Annotated in this window: 18 protein-coding genes; 9 read left to right on the top strand and 9 right to left on the bottom strand. The window is 62.5% G+C overall.

What is annotated here, in order from left to right; all coding sequences use genetic code 11:
• Nucleotides 1–291: 291 nt before the first annotated feature.
• The 6 genes from ACSFA2_RS17620 (at nt 292) to ACSFA2_RS17595 (ending at nt 6,564) form a co-directional block, all read left to right on the top strand.
• A complete protein-coding gene (locus ACSFA2_RS17620; RefSeq protein ID WP_435456613.1) occupies nt 292–1,665 on the top strand; it encodes an AAA family ATPase in 1,374 nt (457 codons plus the stop codon).
• An 8-nt stretch (nt 1,666–1,673) separates the two neighbouring features.
• Nucleotides 1,674–2,570 carry a metallophosphoesterase gene (locus ACSFA2_RS17615; protein WP_435456612.1) on the top strand — a complete coding sequence of 299 codons (897 nt, stop codon included), beginning with the start codon at nt 1,674–1,676 and terminating at the stop codon, nt 2,568–2,570.
• A gap of 31 nt (nt 2,571–2,601) precedes the next feature.
• On the top strand, nt 2,602–3,054 hold the full coding sequence (locus ACSFA2_RS17610; RefSeq protein ID WP_435456611.1) for an HAD domain-containing protein: 453 nt from the start codon (nt 2,602–2,604) through the stop codon (nt 3,052–3,054).
• Nucleotides 3,051–3,896: a metallophosphoesterase gene (locus tag ACSFA2_RS17605; protein ID WP_435456610.1), complete on the top strand. Its 846-nt coding sequence runs from the start codon at nt 3,051–3,053 to the stop codon at nt 3,894–3,896. The genes ACSFA2_RS17610 and ACSFA2_RS17605 overlap by 4 nt, the downstream gene beginning before the upstream one ends.
• 110 nt (nt 3,897–4,006) lie before the next feature.
• On the top strand, nt 4,007–4,546 hold the full coding sequence (locus ACSFA2_RS17600; RefSeq protein ID WP_435456609.1) for an H-NS family nucleoid-associated regulatory protein: 540 nt from the start codon (nt 4,007–4,009) through the stop codon (nt 4,544–4,546).
• Between the two features lie 479 nt (nt 4,547–5,025).
• Nucleotides 5,026–6,564 carry a DNA cytosine methyltransferase gene (locus ACSFA2_RS17595; protein WP_435456608.1) on the top strand — a complete coding sequence of 513 codons (1,539 nt, stop codon included), beginning with the start codon at nt 5,026–5,028 and terminating at the stop codon, nt 6,562–6,564.
• Here ACSFA2_RS17595 and ACSFA2_RS17590 read toward each other — a convergent pair.
• From ACSFA2_RS17590 to ACSFA2_RS17565, 6 genes are read right to left on the bottom strand one after another with little or no spacing between them, the layout of a single operon-like run.
• A complete protein-coding gene (locus tag ACSFA2_RS17590) occupies nt 6,539–7,000 on the bottom strand; it encodes a very short patch repair endonuclease (protein ID WP_435456607.1) in 462 nt (153 codons plus the stop codon). The genes ACSFA2_RS17595 and ACSFA2_RS17590 overlap by 26 nt on opposite strands.
• Before the next feature lie 13 nt (nt 7,001–7,013).
• The gene (locus tag ACSFA2_RS17585; protein WP_435456606.1) at nt 7,014–8,801 is read right to left on the bottom strand and encodes an AIPR family protein; all 1,788 of its coding nucleotides are present in this window, start codon (nt 8,799–8,801) and stop codon (nt 7,014–7,016) included.
• Nucleotides 8,798–9,772 carry a PD-(D/E)XK motif protein gene (locus tag ACSFA2_RS17580; protein ID WP_435456605.1) on the bottom strand — a complete coding sequence of 325 codons (975 nt, stop codon included), beginning with the start codon at nt 9,770–9,772 and terminating at the stop codon, nt 8,798–8,800. Before ACSFA2_RS17580 ends, ACSFA2_RS17585 begins: the two co-directional genes overlap by 4 nt.
• Nucleotides 9,773–9,782: 10 nt before the next feature.
• Nucleotides 9,783–12,677 (bottom strand): Z1 domain-containing protein, encoded by a 2,895-nt coding sequence (locus ACSFA2_RS17575; RefSeq protein ID WP_435456604.1) that lies wholly within the window; start codon nt 12,675–12,677, stop codon nt 9,783–9,785.
• A gap of 18 nt (nt 12,678–12,695) precedes the next feature.
• Nucleotides 12,696–14,159, bottom strand: a complete 1,464-nt coding sequence (locus ACSFA2_RS17570) for an ATP-binding protein (RefSeq protein ID WP_435456603.1) — start codon at nt 14,157–14,159, stop codon at nt 12,696–12,698.
• A 47-nt stretch (nt 14,160–14,206) separates the two neighbouring features.
• Nucleotides 14,207–16,681 (bottom strand): sigma-70 family RNA polymerase sigma factor, encoded by a 2,475-nt coding sequence (locus tag ACSFA2_RS17565; protein ID WP_435456602.1) that lies wholly within the window; start codon nt 16,679–16,681, stop codon nt 14,207–14,209.
• Nucleotides 16,682–17,088: 407 nt separating this feature from the next.
• Between ACSFA2_RS17565 and ACSFA2_RS17560 the strand changes: the two genes are divergently transcribed.
• A complete protein-coding gene (locus tag ACSFA2_RS17560) occupies nt 17,089–17,334 on the top strand; it encodes a hypothetical protein (protein WP_435456601.1) in 246 nt (81 codons plus the stop codon).
• Nucleotides 17,335–17,414: 80 nt separating this feature from the next.
• Here ACSFA2_RS17560 and ACSFA2_RS17555 read toward each other — a convergent pair whose 3' ends face one another.
• Nucleotides 17,415–18,326: a Bug family tripartite tricarboxylate transporter substrate binding protein gene (locus ACSFA2_RS17555; RefSeq protein WP_435456600.1), complete on the bottom strand. Its 912-nt coding sequence runs from the start codon at nt 18,324–18,326 to the stop codon at nt 17,415–17,417.
• Between the two features lie 146 nt (nt 18,327–18,472).
• On the bottom strand, nt 18,473–18,850 hold the full coding sequence (locus ACSFA2_RS17550; protein WP_435456599.1) for a hypothetical protein: 378 nt from the start codon (nt 18,848–18,850) through the stop codon (nt 18,473–18,475).
• Nucleotides 18,851–18,943: 93 nt separating this feature from the next.
• Between ACSFA2_RS17550 and ACSFA2_RS17545 the strand changes: the two genes are divergently transcribed.
• Together ACSFA2_RS17545 and ACSFA2_RS17540 are read left to right on the top strand one after the other, a co-directional pair.
• Complete coding sequence (locus ACSFA2_RS17545; RefSeq protein ID WP_435456598.1) at nt 18,944–20,518, top strand: winged helix-turn-helix domain-containing protein; 1,575 nt, start codon at nt 18,944–18,946, stop codon at nt 20,516–20,518.
• A gap of 1,421 nt (nt 20,519–21,939) precedes the next feature.
• Entirely contained in the window at nt 21,940–22,419 is a 480-nt protein-coding gene (locus ACSFA2_RS17540; RefSeq protein WP_435456597.1) for a lysozyme inhibitor LprI family protein, read from the top strand.
• A 1,395-nt stretch (nt 22,420–23,814) separates the two neighbouring features.
• On the opposite strand, the gene ACSFA2_RS17535 is transcribed toward ACSFA2_RS17540, so the two are convergent.
• The gene (locus tag ACSFA2_RS17535) at nt 23,815–24,516 is read right to left on the bottom strand and encodes a RipA family octameric membrane protein (RefSeq protein WP_435456596.1); all 702 of its coding nucleotides are present in this window, start codon (nt 24,514–24,516) and stop codon (nt 23,815–23,817) included.
• Nucleotides 24,517–24,529: the final 13 nt, after the last annotated feature.

Genomic DNA, 24,529 nt, shown 5'->3' with positions numbered 1-24,529 from the left:
CGGTTGTGACCGCGCAGCTTCTTCGGAGAATTGCAAGCCCGACCTCGCGGGACTAAGATTACTGAGCGCGAACTGCTTAGCGCTCCACCTTCCAATTGCCATGCTGAAACCCACCGCCATTTCTGCACAACGTCGGACCGATTCGGGTCTGCGGGGCATGGCGTGCCTGGTGACATGCTCGAACTGCTCGGCCATCGACTCGAACCAGACCATAGCGGCCACGCCCGCTACGTTCTCTGCCGTTTCCCCATCTTGAGGAGCTGATGCACCGGCTCCTTTCAGGAGCCGAACATGATCAGCCTTCAAACTTCAGACGACGAACCTCCCGGATACGGTCTTCACTCTCCCTTGAACGGCGACGAGCGTGCCGCCATTCTCCTGCCGCGCGACCTCCTCGAACAGCTTGGAATCGAGTGCCTCGAGGCAGATAGAGTTCGGCGGGAGGAGGTGAAGCGGTCGATCGCCCTCGCCGAAGAACAGCGCATCGCGCGGATGTCGGACCAAGCGCGCGCCGGCGGGAGTCAGATTCCCCCGCCGCCGCCGACGAAGCCCTTGTCGCCGCTGGAAGCAGCACGGGCGCTGACGGTCCCGGGCTATGTTCCCCAGCCGTCCTCGGACACGGTCGCCGTCTTCGATTGGGACGCGGCCCAGAAGCGCTTCCATGCGCTCAAGAATTCTCCGATGACCGCTGACAAGGACCTCCTGGCCAGGGATCTGCGGCACTTCGCCAAGGCGATGGCTCATGGGCCATGGCGCTCGGTCGCTCGTCCGGAGGGATGGCGGGCCGCACTTGTGTCGCTCGCGGCCGAAATGCCCAACTTCGCGGCGGTCGTCGAGGCCGTACAGCGAGCCATGGCCCTGGCAGATTTCACGGGTCAGCCGCTGATGCTTCAGCCGATCCTGCTGCTCGGCGAGCCCGGTGTCGGGAAGACGCATTTCACGCAGCGCCTGGCGGAGGTCCTCCAGACACCGATCCACCGGCAGGCGTTCGACAATGTGCAGACCAACTCCGGCCTGAGAGGCTCCGACCGCCACTGGGGCAACACGGCTGCCGGGGCACTGTGGGAGCTCATCGTGCTTGGCGAGCATGCGAATCCTGTCGTGCTGCTCGACGAGCTCGACAAAGGCGAGCGGGGCGGCAACAACTATCGCCCAGTCGACGCGCTGCTGTCGCTGCTGGAGCCGGTCACCGCCACCAAAGTGAAGGACCTGAGCATCGACTTCGAGTTCGACGCCAGCCGGGTGCTCTATGTCGCGACGGCCAACGATGCCGATCGGATCAGCGCGCCCGTGCGTTCGCGCTTTCTGGAGTTCTTCATCGAGGAGCCGGACATCGACGGCCGCCTGGTCCTGGCCCACAGCATCTTCCAGGCGACGCTCGAGCGCATGGTTCCGGAGGAGTATCTCAGGGCGAAATTGACGCGTCCGACGGACCTCCAGATCTGCCGCCTGGCGTGGATGACGCCGCGGCAGATCCGCATGGCCAGCGAGCGCGCGCTGGGCGCGCTGGTCTACGCCGGGCGTGACCATTTCCTGGACAGCGATTTCGACGTCGTGAAGGCTCAGAAGTCGCGTGAGAAGAAGTCCGGACCATCGAGCGGCGGAGACGGTGCCAGCGGAAACGACGGTGAAGATCCTTTTCCGGTTGGAGATGGGAGGCGCTGATGCATCGGATGACCAACCCAGCGCTCATGTTCTTCGGCGACCCGCACGGCGATTTCGTCCCCGTGATCGCGGCCGTCGAGCGCTTCCGGCCCGAGGCGATCGTGCTGCTGGGCGATATCCAGGCGCTCCAGCCTCTGCACGTCGAGCTGGCCCCAATCTTGGACAAGACCGAGGTCTGGTTCATCCACGGGAACCACGACACGGACTCGGACGCCGACTACGACAACCTGTGGGGCTCGGAACTCGCGGATCGCAACCTCCACGGACGCGTCGTCGAGATCGCCGGGTACCAGGTCGCGGGCCTGGGCGGCGTCTTCCGCGGAAAGATCTGGAATGCAGGGCGGCCGATCGAAGAGGCCGCTTTCGCCTCGGCCGACGCCTTATGCCGGTCCTTGCGTCCCGAGGTGCGGTGGAGAGGCGGCATTGCCCGCCGGCACCGTTCCAGTATCTTCCCCGCGGACTACCTGCACCTGCTGCGGAGCCCGCCCGCGGACATCCTGGTGACGCACGAGGCGCCGGCGGCACACCTGTACGGCTGGCAGGCGATCGACGAGCTTGCCGAGGCGCTCGGCGTCCAGGTGGTGGTCCATGGCCACCACCATCGGGACATCGACTACGTTGGCGAGGGCCTGCTGAGCGCTGGAGCACCATTTCGTGCCTTCGGTGTCGACATGGGCTCGCACCTGGCGTGGCCGTGGTATCAGCAGGGGAAGACTGGGTTGGGAGGTCTTCCACAACACTTGCTCGATCTCGCGGTCCAGGTGCTCGGCCGAGATGCTCAGATCTGGCTGGACAAGCCGCACCAACTGCTCGGTGGCCAATCGCCAGCAGCGTTCGCCCTCGAGGGCGGCTCGGACAAGGTCCGATCGATGCTCAACGCTATTCAGAACGGCGGTGTCGTATGAGAACCGATGAGAACGAATTGAGGGGGCGAGGATGATCCTGTTCCTGGACTTCGACGGCGTCCTACACCCCGAGGGTGAAGGTCACATCCTCAACGGCGGCACAGACTTTTGCTTCCTGCCACGGCTCGAGGCACTGTTGCGCGAGTTCCTGCACGTGAAGATCGTGATCAGTTCATCCTGGCGCGAGCAGCTTATCTATGAGACGCTGCTGAAGCCGTTCTCCAGCGACATCCGGGCTCGGATTCTTGGGGCCACGCCGCATTCGGGTTTTGGTCTTCCTCCGCCATACAGGCAGCGCGAAGGAGAAATCCTCGCCTGGCTCCACATCCACGACGCGCTCGACGAGCCGTGGGTCGCACTCGACGACGCCTACTGGCAGTTCGAATACTGCAAGGACCACCTGGTGGTGTGCGATTCGTTCACCGGCTTCGATGAAAAGACAAGCGCCGATCTTCGCGGGCGCTTTGAAGGAGTACTCCGATGAAGGCGCTGATCCTCTCCGACCTTCACCTCGAGTTCGCGCCCTTCGAGCCCGCACCTGATCTCGAATTCGATGTCGTCATCCTTGCTGGCGACATCCATTCGCCGGCCAAACGCGCTGTCCAATGGGCGACGGACACTTTTCGCGGCAAGTCCGTCGTTTATCTGCTGGGCAACCACGAGTACTACGACGGACGGCTGGACACGACGTTGGCGGAGGCACGTCGCGCGGCCGACGGCAGCAACGTCCATGTGCTCGATGGCGACGAGTTGGTGATCGATGGCGTGCGCTTTCTCGGCGCGACGCTCTGGACCGACTTCGAGCTCGCCATCGAGACGCCAGAAGGTCCGGTTGGCGATGTTGGACGAGCCATGAGGGTGGCGACCAACCTGCTGAACGACTACGCGCTGATCCGCACGGTCGACGAGTCGGCTGAACCCGGTACTTGGCGGTTCAGGCAGGGGAGGAAGCTCCAAGCGGCCGACACGCTGCGGATTCATCAAACGCAGCGAGCTTGGCTGCGCGAGAAGCTCTCGGAACCGTTCACCGGACCGACGGTGGTGGTGACGCACCATGCACCTCATCGAGGTTCGCTGTCAGCACGTTATGCCGATGATTGGGCCTCAGGGGCCTTCGTCACTGAACTTTCGGAGGCCTTCTTTGACGTGCCCGTGCTCTGGGTGCATGGCCACACGCATCAGCAGTTCGACTATCGAGTGCGCTCCTGTCGGATCGTGTGCAACCCGCGCGGCTACGTGAACTGGAGCGGCAGAATCGAGAACCAGGTGTTCGACCCTGAACTGGTCATTGACGTACCAGCTATGGCAGATAGCAACGACTCGTGAAGTTGCTTGTCCTCAATGGCAGGGACATCCTTGTGAACTGCAGCAATGCAGGTAGCGTTCACCTGCCCGGGTTAAAGTCGCTTCAGCATTGATATCAAAGGACTTTCCAGATGGCACAGACGTACACGCAAATCCAACGGCAGATTGAAGCCCTACAGAAGCAAGCAGAGAAGCTGAAGGCAAGCGAGATTAGCGGAGTTGTTGAACGCATCAAAGTCGCTATCGAGCACTACAGTCTGACCGCAGAGCAACTTGGCTACGGTGGCGGCAAGCCGATCTCGGCGAAGCCAAAGAAGGAGATGAGCAAGAAGGGCGGCAGCGCATCCAGGAGCGCGAACTCTGCGGCTTACAGTGATGGCAATGGGAACGTCTGGGGCGGCCGCGGCCCCCGTCCTCGCTGGTTGCGCGACGCTATCGCTGCCGGAAGGACGCTCGAAGAATTTGCAACCAAGGCAACGGCCGCGTCTGGCACGGCAGCAAAAGCGAAGACGCCGAAATCAGTTGCGAGAAAGCGCAGCGCGAAGATGACTTACCGCGACGAAGCCGGAAATTCGTGGAGCGGATTTGGTCCCAAGCCACGGTGGTTGCGAGAGGCTTTGGAAGCGGGTAAGGATTTAGAGGATCTTGCGGCTGGCTCATCAAGGAACTAATTTTCCAGTAGGTCGCTGAGTGTCATTCCTACTGTCAGGTCGCGCCGAGCTATGGCAGCCCTTCGGCCGGCGGCTACGACGACCCAAAAGCAATCGGCGGGGTCATCTTCGCCTTCAACGATTCAACTGCACGACGGCGATTGTTGGCGGCTTGGAAAAGGCCGGCTACGAGCACAAGGAAGGGCCGGTGTAGCCCTTGCCATTGTGGCGCGGGGCATCCGAGAGGCCGGTTGACTAAACTGGGAGAAATTGCGTCATACGCAATATTCGGGTCTAGCAATCACGGCCCCCAAGTGGCCCTCTCACAACCTTGCTGAGGCCCGAGCACTGCGCTTGAAGCCACGGCCTACGAGAAGCTCAAGTCACATTGAGGGCGCAGGCGCCCGACCTGGCAGAATGGGCGCTGGCCGTCTGAGCGCGTGCCCCGCCTAGACCCGTACTCACATAGACAGATGCAATCAAAAAGAGAAGCGATACCGGTGATCGATCTGTTCGCCGGGCCGGGAGGGCTGTGCGAAGGGTTTTCGTCCGTCGTCGATGGGAATGGCGTGCGTCGCTTCGACGTCAAGGTCTCGATCGAGAAGGATCCGATCGCCCATCGAACCCTGCTGCTGCGTTCGATCTTCCGCAAGTTCGGCAAGGGCAAAGCTCCAAGCTGCTACTACGACTACGTCCGCGGCAAGATCAGCCGCGAGCAGTTTCTGGCTCATCCTGACATCAAGGACGCGGCAGAGCATGCGGCCAAGGAAGCCAGATGCGCTGAGCTTGGCGTGACTTCCCCCAAGGAAGTGGATGGATGGATTCGCGAGGCCCTGGGGGGCCAGACTGATTGGGTGCTCATCGGTGGGCCGCCGTGTCAGGCCTACTCGCTGGCTGGCCGATCACGCTTGCGCGGCAAGGATGTGAAGAAGTTCGAGGCCGACGCCAAGCATTTCCTCTACATCGAATACCTGCGGATCATTCAGCAGTTCGCGCCGGCAGTCTTCGTGATGGAGAACGTGAAGGGGATGCTCAACTCCACGAACTCCGGCAAGCGCATCTTCGAGCAGATCCTCGCCGATTTGAAAGCGCCCAAGGCGGGCCTGAGCTACGAAGTTCGCTCGCTGGTGGTCCACAAGGCGAAAGGCGAACTCGACCCCAACGACTATGTGATCGAGGCCGACGACCATGGCATTCCGCAGAGCCGCCATCGGGTGATCCTTTTCGGGATCCGGTCGGACGTGGCGGCGGCGACCCCGGCGCTCAGGGAGCGCCCGGAAGACTTCCTGCTTCGCAAGCAACCCAAGAAGGTCGGTGTGAGCGCCGCCTTGGCTGGCCTTCCAGAGCTGCGCAGTCGCTTGTCCAAGGAGCCTGACTCTCAGGAGGCCTGGATCAAGGTCGTCAAGGAGTCTCCGAGCGCCCTGGTGGGCTGGAAGGTGCCGCTGCGCGCGGTGATCGAAACGACGATGGAGAAGTTCATCAAAAAGGCCGAGAAGCAAAAGACGTTCGGTGCCCCATTCATCGAGACCGACGTCCAACCGGGCAACTACATGCCCGAAGATCTGCGGGAGTGGTATCTGGACCCGAAGCTTGGCGGCGTCTTGCACCATGAGACTCGCAGCCACATGCGGTCGGACTTGCATCGCTACATGTTCGCCGCCTGCTTTGCCGCGACGCAGAAGTACGCCCCGGATCTGCGCGTCTTCCCGCCGCGGCTTCTTCCCGACCATGTGAACGTGGACGAGGAGACGATCCCGTTCAAAGACCGCTTCCGTGTGCAGCTGGGCAAGCATCCCTCGTCGACGGTGGTGGCCCATATCAAGAAGGATGGGCATTACTACATCCACCCGGATCCAGGTCAATGCCGAAGCTTGACCGCACGCGAGGCCGCTCGCTTGCAGACCTTCCCCGATAACTACTTTTTCGAAGGGAATCGGACGGAGCAATACGGCCAGATCGGCAACGCCGTCCCGCCACTGCTCGCCAAGCAGATCGGAAAAATCATTCTTGATTTCATGACTGCCACACGGCGGCACTGATCTCGCCGATCAGCTCATCGCCATCGATCCAGCGCTCCAGAGCCTTCGGTAGTTGTACTGGAGCCGCAGGATTCCGTGTCGAGCATTCCCAGACGTTGAGCACCCGCCAACCCATCGACGTCAACTTGTCGGTCGCTCGCTGATCGCGATCGACGTTGGCCCGTAGCTTGGCGGTCCAGAACTCCGTTCGCGTCGATGGCGTCTTGGCGTATTTGCATCCCTGATGCGCGTGCCAGAAACAGCCGTGCACGAAGATCACGATCTTGCGGCCCGGCATGACGATGTCGGGCGAGCCCGGCAAGTCCTTGCGGTGCAACCGGAAGCGGTAGCCCGATGCGAACAGCAGCCGTCGCACGATCAGCTCAGGCTTGGTGTCCTTGCCTTTGATGCCAGACATCATCTGGCTGCGCACGTTGGCGGGCACTACGTCGACCATGGCGCGCGCGACCTTAGGCCGCCTTCACTTCGGGGATGTTGGTGGCGGGCGCGGAATAGGTGGCGCCGAGCACCGCCGCCTTGCACTCGGGCTTCTTGGCCCACTCGGACACCATCTTGCCGTGGGCGCTTTCGCGCAGCGCGTCGTTGACCTCCCTGGACCATGTCGCCAACTGGCCCAGTAGCTCGGGCGACAAGGCCTGGTTGTTCCAGATCCGCTCGAGGTCGATTCTGTCGCCCAGCTCTTGGGCCAGCAGCGAGACAGTGTAGGTGGCCACGTTCACCTGGAATGCGCTGAACATGGGCCGCATCAACTTGTGGGCATCGCGGTAGATCTTGGCCTTTGCCATCATCGCCTTGAAGTCCGATACCTTTGGCTCCGGGATGTCCTGTCCGTAGGTGGCCGTCAGCTCCGCCATGAACTTGTCGAAGTTCTTCTGCGTGCCCAGGCTGACCACGTCCGGCCTGACATCCCAGGTGTTGAGGTACCGCGCCAAGTCCGTTTTGGTGATGCGCCGCGCGGGCGGGATCGACTCTTTCAGGGCTTTGAGCTTGGCGGGCGTGTTGCCGGAGAGCGATAGCAGCGTGTTGTAGCTGCCGGCAGCGCGCTCGTAGAACCATTGGCTCACGCCATCCGGGCAATAAACAGTGCGCGAGAGCTTCTCGATGGCGACGTGGTAGGGCTTGTTGGCCGACAAGTCCGACTGCTTGACTGCGTTCTGGCTGTTGGCGTATCGGGAGATGTCGGAGATCAGAGTCTCCTCTTGCGCCGGGTCCTGGGTCCTCATCACGATGATCTTGGCCGGGACGAACACCCGGCTCAGGTCAGTTTCGGGGAACTTTCGCTTGGTGAAGAAGATGGATGCCGTGGTCTGGCCGCCGTTGACAATTTGAAGGCCTTGGAGGAGCGAAATGCAGTCGCTGCCGCTGGCCGATCTGGCCAGCGCGATCTGGTCGGCGACCACCACGATGCCGTTGTTGTAGGCCATGAAGCGCCCAGGATCGTGTCGCAGCGTGCTTTGGATGCCCGCGTTGACGCCCTTGCCTTTCACGCTCAAAAAGGAGCGGACGTTGGCCTCGAGCAGGCGCGAGTCGAACTTCGCATACAGCGCCTGCAAGGCGATGGCAGGGATGGCTGCCAAGGCGTAGTCGTAGTCCTCGCCGTCGCCGCCTGGGACGAACACGCAAGGCAGCGGCGCGCCGCAAATCTCGTTGAAGTTGACGATCAGCTCGTCGCGCGGCTTGCCCTCGGCCACTTGCCGGTAGAGCCGCTCAATGTCCATGACTTCCAGGCGCACGGTCTTCCCATTGATTTCGCGCGGCTTGAAGCTCTTGGCCCTCGTGACCTTGTCGGTCAGGACGAACACCCGAATCTGATCGAGGCCATCGTAAATTTGCTGGAGCTTGACCGCCAGCTCGCGCTCGTCGCTCGAATCCTCAAGTCTGGCGGCGATGGTGCCGTTGGCGCACAGGGTCAAAAAACGCAGGCACTGTTCCGCGGCCGTCTTGGTGTCGGTCTCGGAAATGAATGCGATCTCTCTGACGCCTTCATACAGGCTGATGAACAAGTCGAGTTGGTCTTCGTCTTCTGAGATGGAGTAACCGCTCAGGCGCAAGATCGCGTTGCCAGCCCGCCCCTTGTAGTGGCAGACCACAGGGTCGTTGTAAGTCATGCCAGCATCGGCCAGGTGGTTCATGACGATGTCCGAGAAGACATACTCTTCGATGGGCATCTCGTTGCTGACTTGCGACTTTATGTCGTCTTGCAGCTCGTTCAGAAATTCCAGGATCGCTTCGCTCATAAGGCCCCAAGTTTCTTCAATGCCAATTCGATGCCGATGCCCTCGCCGAGCGTCTGCTCCAGCTCCACACTGTATTTCGCCTCCGTCACCCCGAGCGGCACCGTCCCAGGCGTGAGCCTTGGGAAGCCCGCTACCACTTCGGCCAACCGCGTCCCAGCGCTGCTGAACTTGCGTGGGTATTTGTCAGCGTGCGCGTCGAAGTAGCCGGCAGCGATGATCTTGTCGGAGAACATGCGCGTGGCGTCGGAGTTGCCGGCGACCTGCGCGCGCACCGATTCAATCCATTGCGGCAGGCTCAGGCCTGCAGCGCTTTGGGCCAGACGCGCGCCGGCCAGGAAGAGCGGCTGCAGCGTGGAGTCGTCGAGCTGGGCCAGCGAACCGATGTGAGCAGGGAAGCCGATGGGCGAGATGGTGGACTTGACCTCGATTGCGCCGGTGCCCAGCTCGAAGTCCTGATTGGCGTCTTGTGGCCCCACCCACGCATGCATTGCCACATCCGGGGCGACCCCGGCGGCGATGATGGCGGAGAGCACCGCGAGCTCGCCGACCAGGCCGATCTCCTTCTCGGCGGACAAGACCTGGGCGCCCTTGCGCATGAACTCCTGCCAAGCCCGCACGCGGGCAAGGAAGGCCCGCGCGAGGCGCGCGGGGTCCGAGGTTCCCTCGGATTCAACCGCCGCCACGACATCGCTGGCCATCAACAAGAACAGCTCCACGCCGCCGCTGAGCTTGCGCGTCAGCGCGAGCCAAGCCTTGTCGTCGCCTAGATCGACGCGCTCGACCGCGAAGCCCTGGCCCTCGGGCAGCTTCTCGGCAACCGGGATCGATAGGCCAGCGAATCCGGCGAGGATGGCCTCCTCGTCATCGGGGCTGCGTCGCGCGGCCAAAAGCGAGCAGCCTGGCGGAGACACGATCGGGATCGAACTCCATCCCGCCGACGCGGACGACCCGGCCAGCGAGGCCCAGGCCATGACGATCTCCTCATTCGGACGCGCCATAGTCCTGCTCCCATTGGTTCCATATCAGGTGGTCGACCTTGTATTCGACCTTGACGCCCGAGTCGCTTGCCGGGAAGCTCACGCCAAAGCCGATGATCGGGTCGGTCCGGGTCTTGAAGACATCCTTGCCTGCTTGCTTGGGGTCCAGGGCATAGATGAGCAGCAATCCGCGTTCGGGAGCTGCGGGAATCCCGTCCATACCTTTGCCGCGTAAGCGACGGATGGCCGGCCCGTTGGGCAACTCCGGCTCCTTTTGGAGCCCGCCCTTTTCCTGCTTGGCGGGGTCCGGCTTCCACGCCTTCCTGGTGGCCGCCAGCGCCGCCGCCCAGGCCGGCTCGTCCAGGTCGATCGCCTCGTCGCGCGGCGACAGCAGCCGTCCGATCGAATAGCGGTCGTCGAAAGAGGGATTGGCCGAGCGCTGGAGTGTCCCGTCGATGGTCCAGCCACCTTCAAAGGTGAAAGGTGCGCCGCGCCCGCCCGCTATCACCGCGACCGTCCAGCTCGTGAGCTCATTGGACTTGGCCATCGTGGTGCGAACGAACTCCGCCAGCAGCTTGCTAACGACCTTGTGGGCCTTCGGATGCGACACGAACGCCTCGAAGAAGTCGGCCACGCTGTCGCCGGGGACCTTGTTCCACAAAAAGCCGCTGAATTCCTGGTCCACGCCCCCGCGTTTCCTGGCGATGGGGCTCGACTCCGCCGGCTTGCCCAGCGAGCCGATGAGTTTGTTGGCCGCCGCGAGGTTCTGGTCGAGCCGGGCATCGTCCTTGAAGAAGGCGATGGTCTCCAGCAGCTCGCCGGAGAAGGACAGGTAGAGGCTCTTGGCCGCGCGCATCTTCAAGGGAGAAGTCACCAGCAGCACCGGATGCGACTGGACCTTCAGCCCGTATTCCTTGGGCGTCGCGCCGCTTTCCGCCATCGCATCGAATTCCGTTCGCAGCTCCTCGGAGGCGTCGGCGATGTGCCCGAACCATTCGACCAAGTCCTTGGTGGTGTAGAGCCGGCAGAGGTCCACGTAGCCAGGGCGGTAGCCGAACCAGCGCCCCATTTGCATCAGCGTGTCATACATCTTGGTCGTGCGCACGAAGTAGCTGGTGCTGAGGCCCTCGAGCGTCAGACCCCGCGCGAGCTTGTCGCCGCCGATGGCGATCACCTTCAACCCGTGCTCCTGCTGTTCCGAGTAGTCCAGGGCGTCCTTCGCGGTCCCGTTGATGGTCTTGACCTTGATGTCGGCTACTGCGTCGGGCAGCGCGGTCAGGATGGCGGACCAATCGGGGACGGCGAGATTCTCGCCAGGCTCTTCGACGAGCGTGGCGACCTTGGCGCAGGTAGGGACGAAGTCCTCCTCCCACAGCTTCTTCAAGTCCGCCTCGAGCGCCTCGTGGTCGATGCGCCGGACCAGCCGCTGGGTCATCGCCATGACGTATTCATCAACTTGCCGGAACACTTCCTTCTGGACCTTGGTGAAACGCGTCACGTGGATGAGCATGGAAGCGTGCTCCTTGCCCTGGCCACGCAAGGTCCGCGCAGCGCAGGCCAGCGCGAACGAATGGATGGCCTCTCGGAGCGAGGGCGGAAGGATGTCCTGGCCCTTGAAGGTCGGGGCGTGATCCTTGTTGTGCTTGGGCGGCATCCAGCCGCCGGGCTCGTCGCCGTTGACGTGGTCGGCGACGTCTCGCATCAGAGGCAGGCCACCGACGCGGCCTTCGGAGCCAAGCAGGCCGAACACGCGCGCGGGGCCGACGTAGTTCGAAGGCGCAGCTAGGTTGACGATGAACGACTGCGGGAAAAGGTCGGGGCCTTCGTCGGTGGTTTCGTTCCTGCGGTGGATGAAGATGTTGGCGAAGGGCGTGGCGGTGTAGCCGACATAAGCCTTCCGGTCGAAGGCGTGCAGGATCCTTCGGATCAGACCGTTGATGGCCTTCGGCTCGTGGTCGTCGTCGGGCTTGCCATCGGTATCGATGACCTGCTCGCCGGTGTCCACCGACGCGTTGTCCGCCTCGTCGTCGATGATGAGCAGCGGCAGCTTCGTGACGATGCGCCTACCCGTCTTCAAGTCCGTTGTGTCGGCCACATGTCCCCGAATCCATTTGAAGAGTTGCGTGAGGACCGTCTTGTTCTTCTTGACCACGAACAGCCAAGGCTTCTCCTCCGGTGAGATGGCGAAGTGCTTGGCAACTGCGGAATTGAAATCGCCGCGGTCGGCCCGCGTGGTCGCGCAGTGCGGGTGGATCGCGGGATCGCTGTCGATAGCGCCCACGCCCAACGGCTTGCCGGGGTCGCGGTTCTCCGATGTCTCGTAGCCCAGGAAGGTCTCCTCGAGCCGGATTTGGGTCTGCGAGCGCAGGTTATTGTGCAGGCCGGCCAGCACGATGATGATCTTGTAGCCGGCATCGGCCGCCTTGCACACCAGACCCGAGTAATTGCCGGTCTTGCCCGATTGGACGTGCCCCACGACCAAGCCACGTCGGTCCCACGGGCCAGGCCGCTTGGGGTCTTCCAGCAACCCGAGGATGTGGTCGGTGGATTTATCGAGCGCGCCAACCACCTCCACTGACATCTTGAGCTCCAAGAACCGCTGGTAGCGGGGCCAGTAGCGCCAGTCCTTCTTCTTGGCGGCGACTAGCCAGGGCATATGGCCCTCGTCGTCCTGCAGCGTGGTGTCCTTGCCGATCCAGTGGCTGAACCGCTGGATCAAGACTCCGATGGCGGCGGCTTGGTCAATCTCGTCGCATGGCGTGGAATTGAGAATGCTCGCCGCGAGCTTGACCTTGGCGGCGATGGCGGCCGGCGTGATGCCCACGGTCTCGCGCTCGGCCTCGAGCATGAGCTGGGCCATGTTGATGACGGGCAGCAAGGATTTGTCGGGTTGCGGCATAACGTATTCGTGGTTCTTTCAAGAGCTTGCGTCGGAGGACGTGCCCTCGACCTGGAGTTTGTCGACCAGCGACGGGAAATTCTGGAAAGGGTCGGTAGACAGCAAGGCTCGCTTGGCGAGCTCAGGCGTCATGCCGCGCCGGCCGACCATGTCTTGATAGATCGTTCGCATGACGGCCACGATCTCGGCAGAAGGCTCGCCATCGAATGCCGTGCGCGGAGTCTCCTTGTTTTCCGCCGTGTCCAGCCAGATGCGCTGCACCGGCACCGTCTCCTGGATGACGCGCAACATCGCCTTGACCATTGGTAGCAGCGGCCCGGCCGCCTCGGTGACGGCGGCGATGGCAGGATGCTTCTCGTCGATGCGGTAGCGGACGCCGCTGCCGGTGTGGTCCACCCGCCAGGCTTGCTCGAGCGGGGTTCCTGTCGGGCTCGGCGTCGGGCTGCCGCGATAGGCGAACACCTTGCGCGCTCGCTCGCGGGCATGCTCGGCCAGGGACGTGAGCCAAGGCCTCAGCGCCACCGGCGGGCGAGCCGTGGACTTCTTGATGTCGATCTTCCAGGCGGCGTCTGCGGTGTTGGGGATGTCCAGGCGGATGCGCGCGAGGCGGTGCGACTCCTCCCGGTTCCAGGAGCGGCCAGGGCCGAGGCCGAGCCAGCCGCCGGCCAGCAGCAGCCGCTCATTGCGGTAGATGTAAAAGCCCTGTTGCGCTGTCCAGCCGTTTGGGCCGGCGCCGGCCTTCCATTCGTCCTGGGTAAGCTTGTCCTTGTGCGGCAGCACGAAGCACTCGACCTCGACCAAGCCTTCGGGAGTGTACTTTCGTCCAATCGGCGACGACCAGGAGCGACCCACCATGAAGGGGTCCCACGGTGCGATGGGCCTGCCGTTGATGAGGACGCGAAGCCGCGGCCTTGGCCCCTGGACGAGTCGGTGGAACACCATCGCCAAGTGGGCCTCGACATGATCGGCCATGTTTAGGAAGTCCTGGGCCGTGTAGCCCTCGGTGACGATGCGATCCATCAATTCCCACAGGACGAGCGTGCCATTGGCCTTGCCTTCGAGCGACGAGATGTGGGCCTCCGATCCGGGCGCGGGACCTTCGAACATCAGCCATTTGGTCTGGGGCAGGGCGATGAGCTCGTTCAAATCCCAGCGCAGGCAGCACGAGGCGCCATCCTTCACAGTCGCCACCGTCAGGCGCCGGCACTGCGAGAGCGACGCCGTCTTCATGCCCATGCCGAAACGCCCCAAGTCGTTTGCCGAGCGTTTATCGAGCGGGCTCTTGTCGCCGAGCGTCATTGCGCTTTCCAACTCCGGGTCACTCATGCCGGAGCCGTTGTCGAGGACGGCGATTCGGCTTTTCAGGCCGTCCCACGCCAAGTCGATTCGGACTTCGGTTGCGCCGGCCGAGATGCTGTTGTCGATGATGTCGGCCAGCGCCGTGGCCGGCGAGTAGCCCATCCCGCGAAGGGATTCGAGCATCGGGGTAGCTCGCGGCGGAGCTTCCCTCGTCTTGGGTGGATTCAGCATCATCGCCAGCAGCCCTTTCCCGCCTCGTGCGCGAAGCCCAACCCGACGAGTTTGGGGATCAAGATCTGCATATGGCTGTTTTCGTTATCGTCGGTGCGGACCCAAATCCTGCCGGTGCTTCCGAGCCTGTCATCCTCAACCGGAGCCCTCAAGCTCATGGCCAACTCTAGCGCCTTGTTGACGGCGACTGGCACCATCCGCAAAGGCCCGACGGCCAAGGCATCCGTCATCGGATCGGTTGGCGCTGGTCTGGCGCTATCGCCGTCGACCGCGTCGGCTGGGGGCTGCTGGCCTTCGCTGCGCGGGTGGACTCTGCTGGGGTCCAATAGCCCGGCGCACGTCGGGTGCCGAAGCTTGTCGAGAGCCTTCGATTCGATTTGCCGGACACGTTCTCGCGTCACGCCAATCGACACACCAATCTCATCGAGAGTGTGCTCGGCGAGGCCGCCGAGCCCGAAACGCTGGCGGATGATCCGCTCTGCCTTCGGTTCGAGGATTTTCAAGGCCCGGTTGACGGCGCGGTCGAGTTCTAGCTTTGCCACCTTTTCCATCGGATCAGGATCAATGAACCCATGCGACAGACTCGGGTCCACGCTTGCGTCGATATCTGCATCGTCCAAGGACGACGGTGTCAAGGCCACACGCATTAGCGCAGCGGCGTTGCGCTCGGCTATGCCGAGCCTGGGGGCGATTTCGCTCAACTCCGGAGCTCGGCCCATCCGCTCCTCGAACAATCGCGATTCCTGCCTGAGGCGCTGGACCTCGTCGAATACATGGACAGGCAGCCGGATCGTTCGGCCGTTGTCGGCGATGAAGCGGGTGATGCCTTGGCGCACCCACCAAAGGGCGTAGGTGGAGAACCGGAATCCGCGCCGCCAGTCGAATTTGTCCACTGCGCGCAGTAGACCAATATTGCCTTCCTGAACCAGGTCGCTGAGAGGGAGGTCAAAGCGCATGTATCTCTTCGCCTGGAACATAACCAGCTTCAAATTGCTGATGGCCATCCGGTCGCGATGCCTGCGATGGATTTCCATGTCGCGCTTGAAGGCGCAGGCTGCCTCGGAGGAGTTCCGTGGTGCTTCATCGGCCAAATCGAGCAGGAAGTTGCTGGCGACGTGCATGGATGCAAGCAGGCTTCGCGCCTCGCTCCAATGCGGCGAATTGCGGTCCGTGTCGATGGCAACTGCGGACAAGCGCTGCGCAGCGACGAAAAATTCGGCATTGGAGATGCCGGATTTGGAGCCCGAGCTTGGATCGCCTTCGGCGTCATGGTCTACCGCGCTTGTCGGAGTCTCGGTTTCAGGGGCGGCTGCGACTGGATCGGCATCGATTCCCTCATCGTCGATCACGGGCGCTTCTTGTCGTGGGCCAGCGCAAAGCCAGCGCGTGGGGAGATCGCCAGCCTGCACTGCCTTGGCGGCGTCCAGCAGGCGCGAGATTCCGTCAGGCCATGCTGCGAGAGCGTCCAATGCCGATTCGAGGCTGGCCTCCATCGCCTGGCCGATCTCGACCTCGTCTTCCGCCCTCAGCAGGCGGTGTCGTTGAGCCTCGCGTTGATAGAGATAGAAGGGATCGAACTGCGTGGAGGTCAGCGTTCCGATGTGCGCCAGCGCGTCGGTCAGGGCATCTTCTTCCTCAGGAGTTTCGTCGGGATCGACATAGACGTTGTGGTCTTCGAATGCTTCCCGCCGCTCCAATCGCTCATCGGTCTCGCAACCCATGTCCTCCATGACCATGCGATAGACGCTTGCCTTCACCAGGTCCTGCGCGTCTTCCGGATCGCGCGACACCTCGACGACTTCGTCGTCCGGCGCGCTGCCCTCGCGCAAGGCGCGCAAGAAAAGGCGCCTCAATCGCGCGCGGGCCTCTGGATCGTCAGTGGCCGGGAGAAATGAGGCGCGGTCCGGTAGGTAGGCGGATAGATCGCCCCAGTCCGACCAAGTGTCGATGGGCACATGGTTGGCCATAGCCACCTTCGTGGCCTTGGCAGCTTCCCATATGGCGGGATCGTCGGGAATAACCGGGGCGGCCACTTCCTCTTCCCAGCCATCCGCCATGGTGGCGAGTTGGATAGCGCCGTCAAGCGGGACGAGGGAGCGCGCTCCAGGCTCAGCGTCATCGATAAATGGGCGCGCGGCGTCATCCGTCAAAGGCGCGGTAGGCGCTGGCGCGCGGGCCGCACTGAGGACTGCGGCGGTGGCATGGGAGTCAGCCGCGAGAGCAATTTCGAAGGCGGTTTTGCCCGACGGATCAAGCAAGCGGTGATCGGCCCCCGCGCTCAGCAGCAGCCTGCAAATCGCAGGCTTGTTCTGCGCGGCGGTGAGCATGAGCGGCGTCATGCCGCTGGTGTCTCGCGCGTCGAGGTCGTCGCCGCGATCAATGTGAATTTGAACAGCGCTTTCGACCCCGGCCAGGATCGCCATTCGAAAGAACTGGCTCAGCGGACGGGCGCCGGCGACGTTCGGTTCGCTCACCAAGGCGCAGCCGTCCCGTCCGCCCAGTACGCGGACCCCTTCGGCGGCTCTTCGAGCGCGCTATCAGACTCCGACGTCAGGCGCCGGTCATGACCAAGCACTCGTGTTTCCTCTTGAGCCCTCGCGGCCTATGAGTTGTTTAATAGTTACAAATTGTACATGGACGAGAAGGCGAATAAGTGAGCGTTTCTACTGATGAAAGCGGTACCCGGAAGGCATGATTGATCTGCTTTGGGCGCAAAGTAATGCCGCTGTAAGCCAGCTTCGGTCTGTCACGACACACGGCTGGACGGCGGCTTTGCAGCGGTTGCCGGCGTTTACACGATGCGCGCGATCGGCGTCTATCGGCCAAGAGCAGACCTTCAAACTCAAGGCAGAATTTGCTCACCCCTCGGTTGAATACCTCAATGAACGAGAACATCTGCTTCCTTTATTCACGAGACCACCAACGCCGCATCGTTCTTTTTCTTCGCGAGGTGGGTAGTTTTGGATTCGTCGAGCAATACCACTTCAACAACGAAGCTGCGGGCGTTGAGGGATGGGCCTCCTACGCGCCGAGCCCTTCCTTCTACGCGGACTTGGAGACTGCGAAGAGCGAGGCGGTGCTAGGCATCCGATGGGCCGCTAGCGATGATGGGTTTGTCGCTACCTAAACCCTGCTTCCGGCCAGGAGCGGCCTTCCGCGGCCGGCTGCTTCTAGGGGCTTCGTCAGAGCGACTCCAGGCGTGGACTACTACCGGATCAGGCCGGCCCACTTGCCAGACTCGCGCTTGATCGTTTCACTGAGCTCCTCGGGCGACTCGCCGATCGCCTCGATGCCCAGAGAGTGCAGCTTCGCGCTGACCAGAGGCGTTGCGAGTGCCATCCGCCCCGCACGCTGCCAGCGTGCCAGCATCTCGGGCGGCGTGGCCGCCGGCGCGAGCATTGCGAACCAGGCCGTCGCATCGAACCCCGTCAACCCGGACTCGGCCAGCGTCGGCAGTTCCGGCGCGATGGGCGTGCGATGAAGCGACGACACGGCAAGCGCGCGCAGACGGCCTTCGCGAACCAGAGGCATCGCGGTTGCGACGTTGGCAAAAAAGAAGTCGACACGGCCTGCGATCACGTCTGGCAAAGGACTCTGGTTGGATGGCACATGGGTCATCTCGACACCTGTCATCTTCGCCAGCAACTCGCCGGCGCGGTGCGATGAGGTTCCGACTCCGGCCGACGCGTAGCTGATCCTGCCAGTGGGCTGCTGACGCAGCCAGACCAGCCAGTCTGTAAGGTTTCGGGTGGCGGTGTCGCCGCTCACCACCAGCACATTGGGCGTGGCGACGAGACGTGAAATCGGCGCCAGGTCGCGCTGGGGGTCGTAGCGCCGCACACGATTCGGGTCAGGCATCACCAATGCCGCATCGCCGGACATCACGACCGTGCGGCCATCAGGGGTGGCATTCACCACGTGCGTGACGCCGAGCATTCCACCGGCGCCGGGCATGTTCTCAACTGCCACCGGCGCTCCCAGGTCCGCGGCCAGGGGGTCGGCGAGTGTCCGGGCGACGATGTCTGGGGCGGAGCCTGCCCCGAAGGGAACGACGATGCGCATGACCTGCCCTCCTGGCTGCGCGACGGCGACGCCGGGTAAGGTGGCGAGCGCGGTCAAGAGAACACTCCTGCGGTTGATTCGGTGCATGGTGCAACTCCGGTTTGTGTTGGCATGGTGTGGCACGAGTGTGCAAGGCGCCGCGGCGGCGCGGTCTTGGGCTTTCCTTAAGTTTGGGTCGGCTCGCTGGTCGCAGGAGCCTGCACTCACAGCCGCGTCCACGTGACGACCGCGATGATGGCCAGGCACATCAAGGCATTGCCCCCGCTGGCCGCGATCGCCGCGTTGCAGCGTCGGGCGTTTTGCTCCCACAGCCAGACCGCCATGGTCGCGTTGCCTCCAAAAAAAGTGAACCAGGTCAGCAGCGAGTGCTGGCTGGAGTCTCCGCTTGCCAAGACGGCCCAGATCGTCGGCAGATAAGCCAGCACGCGCGCTGAACTGAACAGCGCGAACAGGGCGCCCAGCGCCGCCAGGTATCTGCTCTGCACGATCGCCGGCGGCTGAGTGGAGACTTGGTCGACCACGCTGTGCCTGGGTGGAGATGAGCAAGCGTGCGGGTTGGCGGTTTCTTGAAGCGTTTCCATGACATGTCCTCTTTGCGCGGTGTGCGGTCAGTGTGGGAGGGAAGCACACTGGCGCGGCTTTAGGTTTTACTTAAGATGTGCCAAGGAGCCGCCTTGTCCAACGAGCCAGCCGACGTCTCGCCACCCCCCTTCACGATCGGGCCGTGGACCGTGCACGCGATGCACGATCGCGTCGAACGTGATGGCGAATCGCACAAGCTCGAGCCGCGCTTGATGCGCCTGCTGCTGACGTTGGCCCGCGCCGGCGGGGCGGTGGTGCCGACGGGCTCGCTGCTTGCCACGGTCTGGGCCGGTGTGGTCGTTACCCCCAGTTCGTTGTACGAGAGCATCTCGCGGCTGCGCAAACTGTTGGGACGCGATGAACACGGCCACGACGCACTCGAATCGGTACCCCGCAAGGGCTACCGGCTGCGATGGCCGGTCGAGATGGAAGGTTCGCCCGGCCTTGGTGAGCAATCCGTTGCCGTGCTGCCGTTCGAGGCAGTCGACCTGGAAAATTCGCTGCAGTTCATCTCGAAAAGTCTGGTTGATGGCCTGATCGGCGAGCTGTCGCGCCAGCCCGAGTTGGCCGTGGTCGCACGGGGCACGATGATCGAGTTTGCGCATCGCCGCGAGTCGCCCGTTTCGCTGGGCCGGCACCTTGGCGTGCGCTCGGTGATCGACGGCCGCATTCGCCGTATCGGCCCCGATCTGCTATCGATTCAAGCCGAGCTGATCGACGTACCCAGCGGGCGGCAGACCTGGGCAGAAACGATCGAAGTGCCGGCCGCCCATTGGTTGCAAAGCGCGGCCTGGGTGATCGGGCGGCTGACACGCGCGCTCACCTTCGAAGCCCAAGCCGGCGTGTTGTCGCGCGGCACCGAGAGCGACGCCGAGGCGTTGCCGGCGCGCTCGCTGGCCACCCAGGCCTGGGTAGAGTTGTTCGCACGGCCCGAAACGGCCGAGACGAACATGCATGCCCGCAGATGGGCCGCCGAGGCGGCGCTGCGCGATCCGCAGTGCGGTCTGGCGGAGATCTGCCTGGCCACCTGCGATTGGCGCGCCGGCCAGTTCGGTTGGGACGGATTGACCGAGGAGGAGGCTCGCGGACGAGCCCACGATCACGCCGAACGAGCGGTCGTTCTCGCGCCGACCGAACCCGATGCCCACTACGTGCTCGCATTGATCGCGTATGGCCGCGGCGAAACAGTGCGTGCGGAGGAAGCGCTTAGACAATGCCTTCGACTGTCGGCATCTTTCGCGCCCGCCTACGGGCTGTTGGCGCTGGTGCGCACCCGGCTCGGACATCCGGATGAAGCGCCCGCACTGTGCGACCGCGCGCTGCTGCTGAGCCCGAGGGAGCCGCTTCGTGCGGTGTGGTACCTGGCTCTCGCCTGGAGCGCGCTGGCGAGGAAGCAGTACGCCGCAGCGCTGGATGCCGCGCAGCGCGGCATGGCAGCGAATCCGGGCCTGCCGACCAACTACGCCGCCGGCGCAGCGGCGGCACAGGCGCTTGGCGAGAAGGACTTGGCCGCGCGTTGGGTCCACTTGCTTCGAGAGCGTTCTGTTTTCCGGAGCGTACCGGCGTTTCTTCGCCGCATGCCGGTCGCAACTTCACCGGCGCATCGCCGACAGATGCAGCAAGCGGCTCGCTTGCTTGCACAAGCCGGACTGCCAGAGGTCGAGTGACAAGTAGCCGAGTACCAGCCGGTCTCCTTCAATCATGCGCATGACCAGAGGCAGCCTCGAGCGTCCTGATTGGCGTAAGTGTCGGCTTTGGACCATCGAAATCGTCGCCCTTGAAGACAGCCGACAGCATTGGGCCCGAAGCGCCTGGTAGCCGACAGGCTGCAGTCGGCCAAAAGCAGACATCGCCAGGTCGCCGCCAAAGTTCCGCTGAACCAGCGTTTGGCTCGCGTTCCCAACGCGTGTGCGCACTAACTGAGCCCCGAGCGACAATCGACGAAGGCGTACCTCCCCTTGCTCGCGTTTAGATGCTGAGCGCGATTCGAAGAGTCGAATGACCACCGGATATGACGATGCACTTCTGGCTCTTGGCATTTGTCGCTCTGTTCTCCACGCAGGCCATGTCAGGTGTCCTGGTTCCACTCGGCTCCCTAGAAAAAAGCGCGGCCCAGAAGGACGGCTACGCCGATAGGGCCGCGGCCGTCGCCAAAATCCGCGCGACGCTCGAGGCTGCAGTGGTTAACGAACTGAAGCTCCCCATTGGTCGCCGCGAACGCATGTTGGTCGACCGAGCGAGCGAAGAGGTCGCCAGTCGGCATTGCCAAGGCGGAGTATGGCTCGGCCAGATGGCTGATTCAGGCACCCTAGACGCCATCTTGGTCTGCGAGCAGCAGCCCCATTCGCTGCTGCTTGGTGATGGCCGGCGAATCGCGCTCGACCGCGCCTTGTCAGAGTTCTGCGAGACCGAAAAGGCGAGGCCATGTGCTGCTGAAGTGACGCCGCTTCAGAGCAAAACGGCTGGCTTTCAGGACGTTCACGTGCGGGGAGGATGGGGCTGCTACCTGTTCCACTGGGAATCTCCGCCGGAGCTTCCGCTAGTGGGCGCAGTACCGTGCAGGGACGCGCCGTCGAAGGTCGTTGAAGTACGTGATGCATGCTTGGCCGGCGGGGGCAGGCTTATTGCGGCCTTCGCACGAGGAAGTATCTTTTGCTCCACTCCCGCGGCGGACGCGGGGCGTCAATGCACAGATGATGGGAGTCAATGTGAAGGGCGATGTGTCCCCATCAAGCGCGAGGTACCGGGAGCCCGCTCAATGGGAGTTTGTACTGCCCTCAAGGGGCCAGCTACAGGTTGCCGGCAGGGGCAGAAGATTCGGTCGGGAATCGTGGAACAGTGCGCGATGGCGGACTGAGGCTTGTATCCACTGGAGCCCTAGGTCGGCCAACCTGTCTGGCAGAAGGCGGCTAGAGGCGGATGGTCGGTCGCGCGACAGAAATCACTTCAGGGCGCTCCTCGGTTGCGTGCAATATCACCGCGCCGACAGTGCAAGGCCGTCGAACGGGCTTCGACTTCATGCAGACTTCATCGACAGCGCTCAAACCTACTTAAGCATGTCGGAGTAGACAACAACGCTCCGCCGCATATGAAGCTGTTCGCAACCATCGTCATCCTGCTAGCGTCCTTGACATCCGTATGTGCAGGTGCCGCAGACCACGAAGCAATGGATGAGTGGCCCATCGGTAGTGCGATGCACACGGCAAATTTGCATAAGCAGGCTCGTGACCGCATTGAGCGACGCCTCCAATCCCAGCATGCGAGGTTGGTCTCCCTGGTACGAGGCGGAGCGAAGTTTCCAGACGAGGCCCTTATGCGGGCAATGGACGCGCAGCACACAGCGTGGCTGAAGTACCTGAACGCCGAATGTGGACTCGTCGGCGCGCTGACCGGTGCTGGCGGCAGTTGGCCATCCGCATATGCCTTGGAGTGTGAAGCCAACTTGACGAACCGTAGGTTCAGAACTCTCAGGGCGGCAGCTACATGCGTCGAGAAGGAACTCCACACGGCGACGCCCGATGAGCGACGCTGCCTTTATCGATTGACCCCTCTTGCGACAACGAAGTAGGAGTTTCCAAAATGGAAGACGGAATGTCCCGAGCGTTTCGATGAGGCACTCTATGATTCACGGCACCCTGCACGTCGCACTTGCCCTCAGCCTCCTCGGCTACGCTAGCTGCGCAGTCGCCGGAGAGCCTTTCACCGGGATTTGGGCCATTGACCTTCGGACGCCGTCGGAGCGCCAGAGCGGCGCCGAATGCGGAACTGCCGATTTCGTTCTGACGCAGACTGGAGATGTCATCAACGGCAGCCATTCGATGGCCACGGTGAGCTGCGGCCGTCTCAACGAGGGAAGCCCGGTGAGGGGAATCGTCGTTGGGAACACGGCAGTGCTCGCGGTCACGAGTAGACGGAATGGTGCGATTGCACTGGGCACTGCCAAACTGTCAAAGGGGCAGTTGCAATGGCGTCAGCGTGAGGAGCTCAGAGCAGGTGACCCTGAGGGCGATTCACCCTTGATACTCGGCAGCGGGTCGTTGGTCCGGGTCCCACAGCAAGTCGCGTGTGAGTCACGAGAAGGCGCTCGGTGTCATGATGGAAGGATCGGGACAACCCAGAAAAGAGCCCTTCTAAGCGGTAACGCCGTCAAATCACGATGAAGCACCGACTGTCAGAGGCCCGAATGACGTACCTTGGCAGACCCTTTGCCCACACCGGGCGATTCTGGGGTTCTGCGCTGGTGGCATGCGTCGTTGCACCCATTGGATACTCAAAGCTCCTGCCCCTCGAGGCACCGCACCTTGCGGTACTCGCCGCCTACCTAGCTGCGGCAGCGGGCGTGGCTGCAATGGTGGTCATCATTCGACGATGGTTGCGACCGCCCAGAGCCGTCGCCGAGCGCATATGCATCGATGTCACTGCTGGTGGAATATGGAATGAGACGCCTACATCTCGCACCTTGCTTCTGGCGGCACCCGAGGTTGCCAGGGCAAGCCTGTACTGGAATCGCGATGAGCTGGTACGGGTCGTTCTCCATACGGACAGAAGCGACCTCGAGATGAGTGGTCTCGCGGACATGGCGGGCTTCGTCGACGACCTTCGAAAGACGTTCGTACGTTTGAAGTGCGTCGACATTCACGTGAAGTGATGCCACAGTCAGAATTCGGCCAACAGCGGACGCTCAGCCGTGCGCCAGAATCAGGTTGAGCTATTCCATCTCGAAAGCGCTTGTAGCTCTCCGAAAGGAACGAGTTCATGAAGGCGACTGCAAGTGCGACCATGCCAGCGATTAGTGCAACGATGACGGTGTCTGACATAGCGGTACCAAGATTGGCTCTGATGCCAACGTTCGAACGAAGTGGGCAACGACGACAGGACGCCAGTGCCGGGCTGGGGAAAATGTATCGCGTACCGCCAGACCGGTCATGCTGGTTTGCCGTTGGTGCTCCGCTTGAGCAACGGGTTACGCTTCAACTTCGACTGTTCTCTCGGTGAGTTTTGTCGTGGTGTGTCCCAAATTGGATTTCCCCCATCGCATGAGGGCGACTATTCCTAGTATGGTCACCAAAAACACAGCAAGCTTCGGCCCGTCTATTTCGCGATCAATCCAGACTGGGCCGACCGACTTTGCAAAGAGAATTACCCAGATCAAAACCGTGAACAGGCTCAATAGTTGGTTGATCTTCGTTACGGAGTATTGGCCTGCGGCGGTAAACTTGTTGCTTTCGTCATTCGTCGCAATAACTTTGTAGAGGGGGCCGAGAGTCATATCTTCTAAGAGATCAACGTGCCGTTCCCAGTTATTCTGCCAAAACTTGCTGCCACGATTTACTAAATACCAGGCTACTGCAAAGAGTAGCCCAAGCGCAGAGAACAACAGCGACAGCCACGGTTCATGATCCGCGGCGGTCTTGAAGGTTAATGCGTACCCAGCAAAAGCTGCAGCTATGAATGCCCAAAAGTAGGTTGCGCGCTTCCAGTACAGCTCTATCTCAAATTTTCGAATGTCGAGCGCGTAGGCAAGCGCCCGGCCAGCGCGAGTGTCCGCTTCCTTGGTCCCCTTGTCGCTCGCTGGCTTGGCTACAGATTGGTCACTCTGCGGCGCCAGATTCCAGGGTGTCGCTACTGGCTCTGCGAACTTGGCTTTATATTGTTCTGGGGTCATGATGTGGGGCGCA

Origin of the sequence: Variovorax cryoconiti, assembly GCF_051216395.1 — a bacterium.
Classification (GTDB): domain Bacteria; phylum Pseudomonadota; class Gammaproteobacteria; order Burkholderiales; family Burkholderiaceae_C; genus Variovorax.
Note: the sequence above shows the minus strand (reverse complement) of the source record. Positions and strands in the feature narration are given on the sequence as shown.

Coding starts and splice junctions, on each gene's coding strand:
- ACSFA2_RS17620 (WP_435456613.1), top strand. CDS start 292: ATGATCAGCCTTCAAACTTCAGACGACGAACCTCCCGGATACGGTCTT.
- ACSFA2_RS17575 (WP_435456604.1), bottom strand. CDS start 12,677: ATGCCGCAACCCGACAAATCCTTGCTGCCCGTCATCAACATGGCCCAG.
- ACSFA2_RS17610 (WP_435456611.1), top strand. CDS start 2,602: ATGATCCTGTTCCTGGACTTCGACGGCGTCCTACACCCCGAGGGTGAA.
- ACSFA2_RS17590 (WP_435456607.1), bottom strand. CDS start 7,000: ATGGTCGACGTAGTGCCCGCCAACGTGCGCAGCCAGATGATGTCTGGC.
- ACSFA2_RS17540 (WP_435456597.1), top strand. CDS start 21,940: ATGAAGCTGTTCGCAACCATCGTCATCCTGCTAGCGTCCTTGACATCC.
- ACSFA2_RS17535 (WP_435456596.1), bottom strand. CDS start 24,516: ATGACCCCAGAACAATATAAAGCCAAGTTCGCAGAGCCAGTAGCGACA.
- ACSFA2_RS17585 (WP_435456606.1), bottom strand. CDS start 8,801: ATGAGCGAAGCGATCCTGGAATTTCTGAACGAGCTGCAAGACGACATA.
- ACSFA2_RS17600 (WP_435456609.1), top strand. CDS start 4,007: ATGGCACAGACGTACACGCAAATCCAACGGCAGATTGAAGCCCTACAG.
- ACSFA2_RS17560 (WP_435456601.1), top strand. CDS start 17,089: ATGAACGAGAACATCTGCTTCCTTTATTCACGAGACCACCAACGCCGC.
- ACSFA2_RS17615 (WP_435456612.1), top strand. CDS start 1,674: ATGACCAACCCAGCGCTCATGTTCTTCGGCGACCCGCACGGCGATTTC.
- ACSFA2_RS17570 (WP_435456603.1), bottom strand. CDS start 14,159: ATGCTCGAATCCCTTCGCGGGATGGGCTACTCGCCGGCCACGGCGCTG.
- ACSFA2_RS17550 (WP_435456599.1), bottom strand. CDS start 18,850: ATGGAAACGCTTCAAGAAACCGCCAACCCGCACGCTTGCTCATCTCCA.
- ACSFA2_RS17605 (WP_435456610.1), top strand. CDS start 3,051: ATGAAGGCGCTGATCCTCTCCGACCTTCACCTCGAGTTCGCGCCCTTC.
- ACSFA2_RS17580 (WP_435456605.1), bottom strand. CDS start 9,772: ATGGCCTGGGCCTCGCTGGCCGGGTCGTCCGCGTCGGCGGGATGGAGT.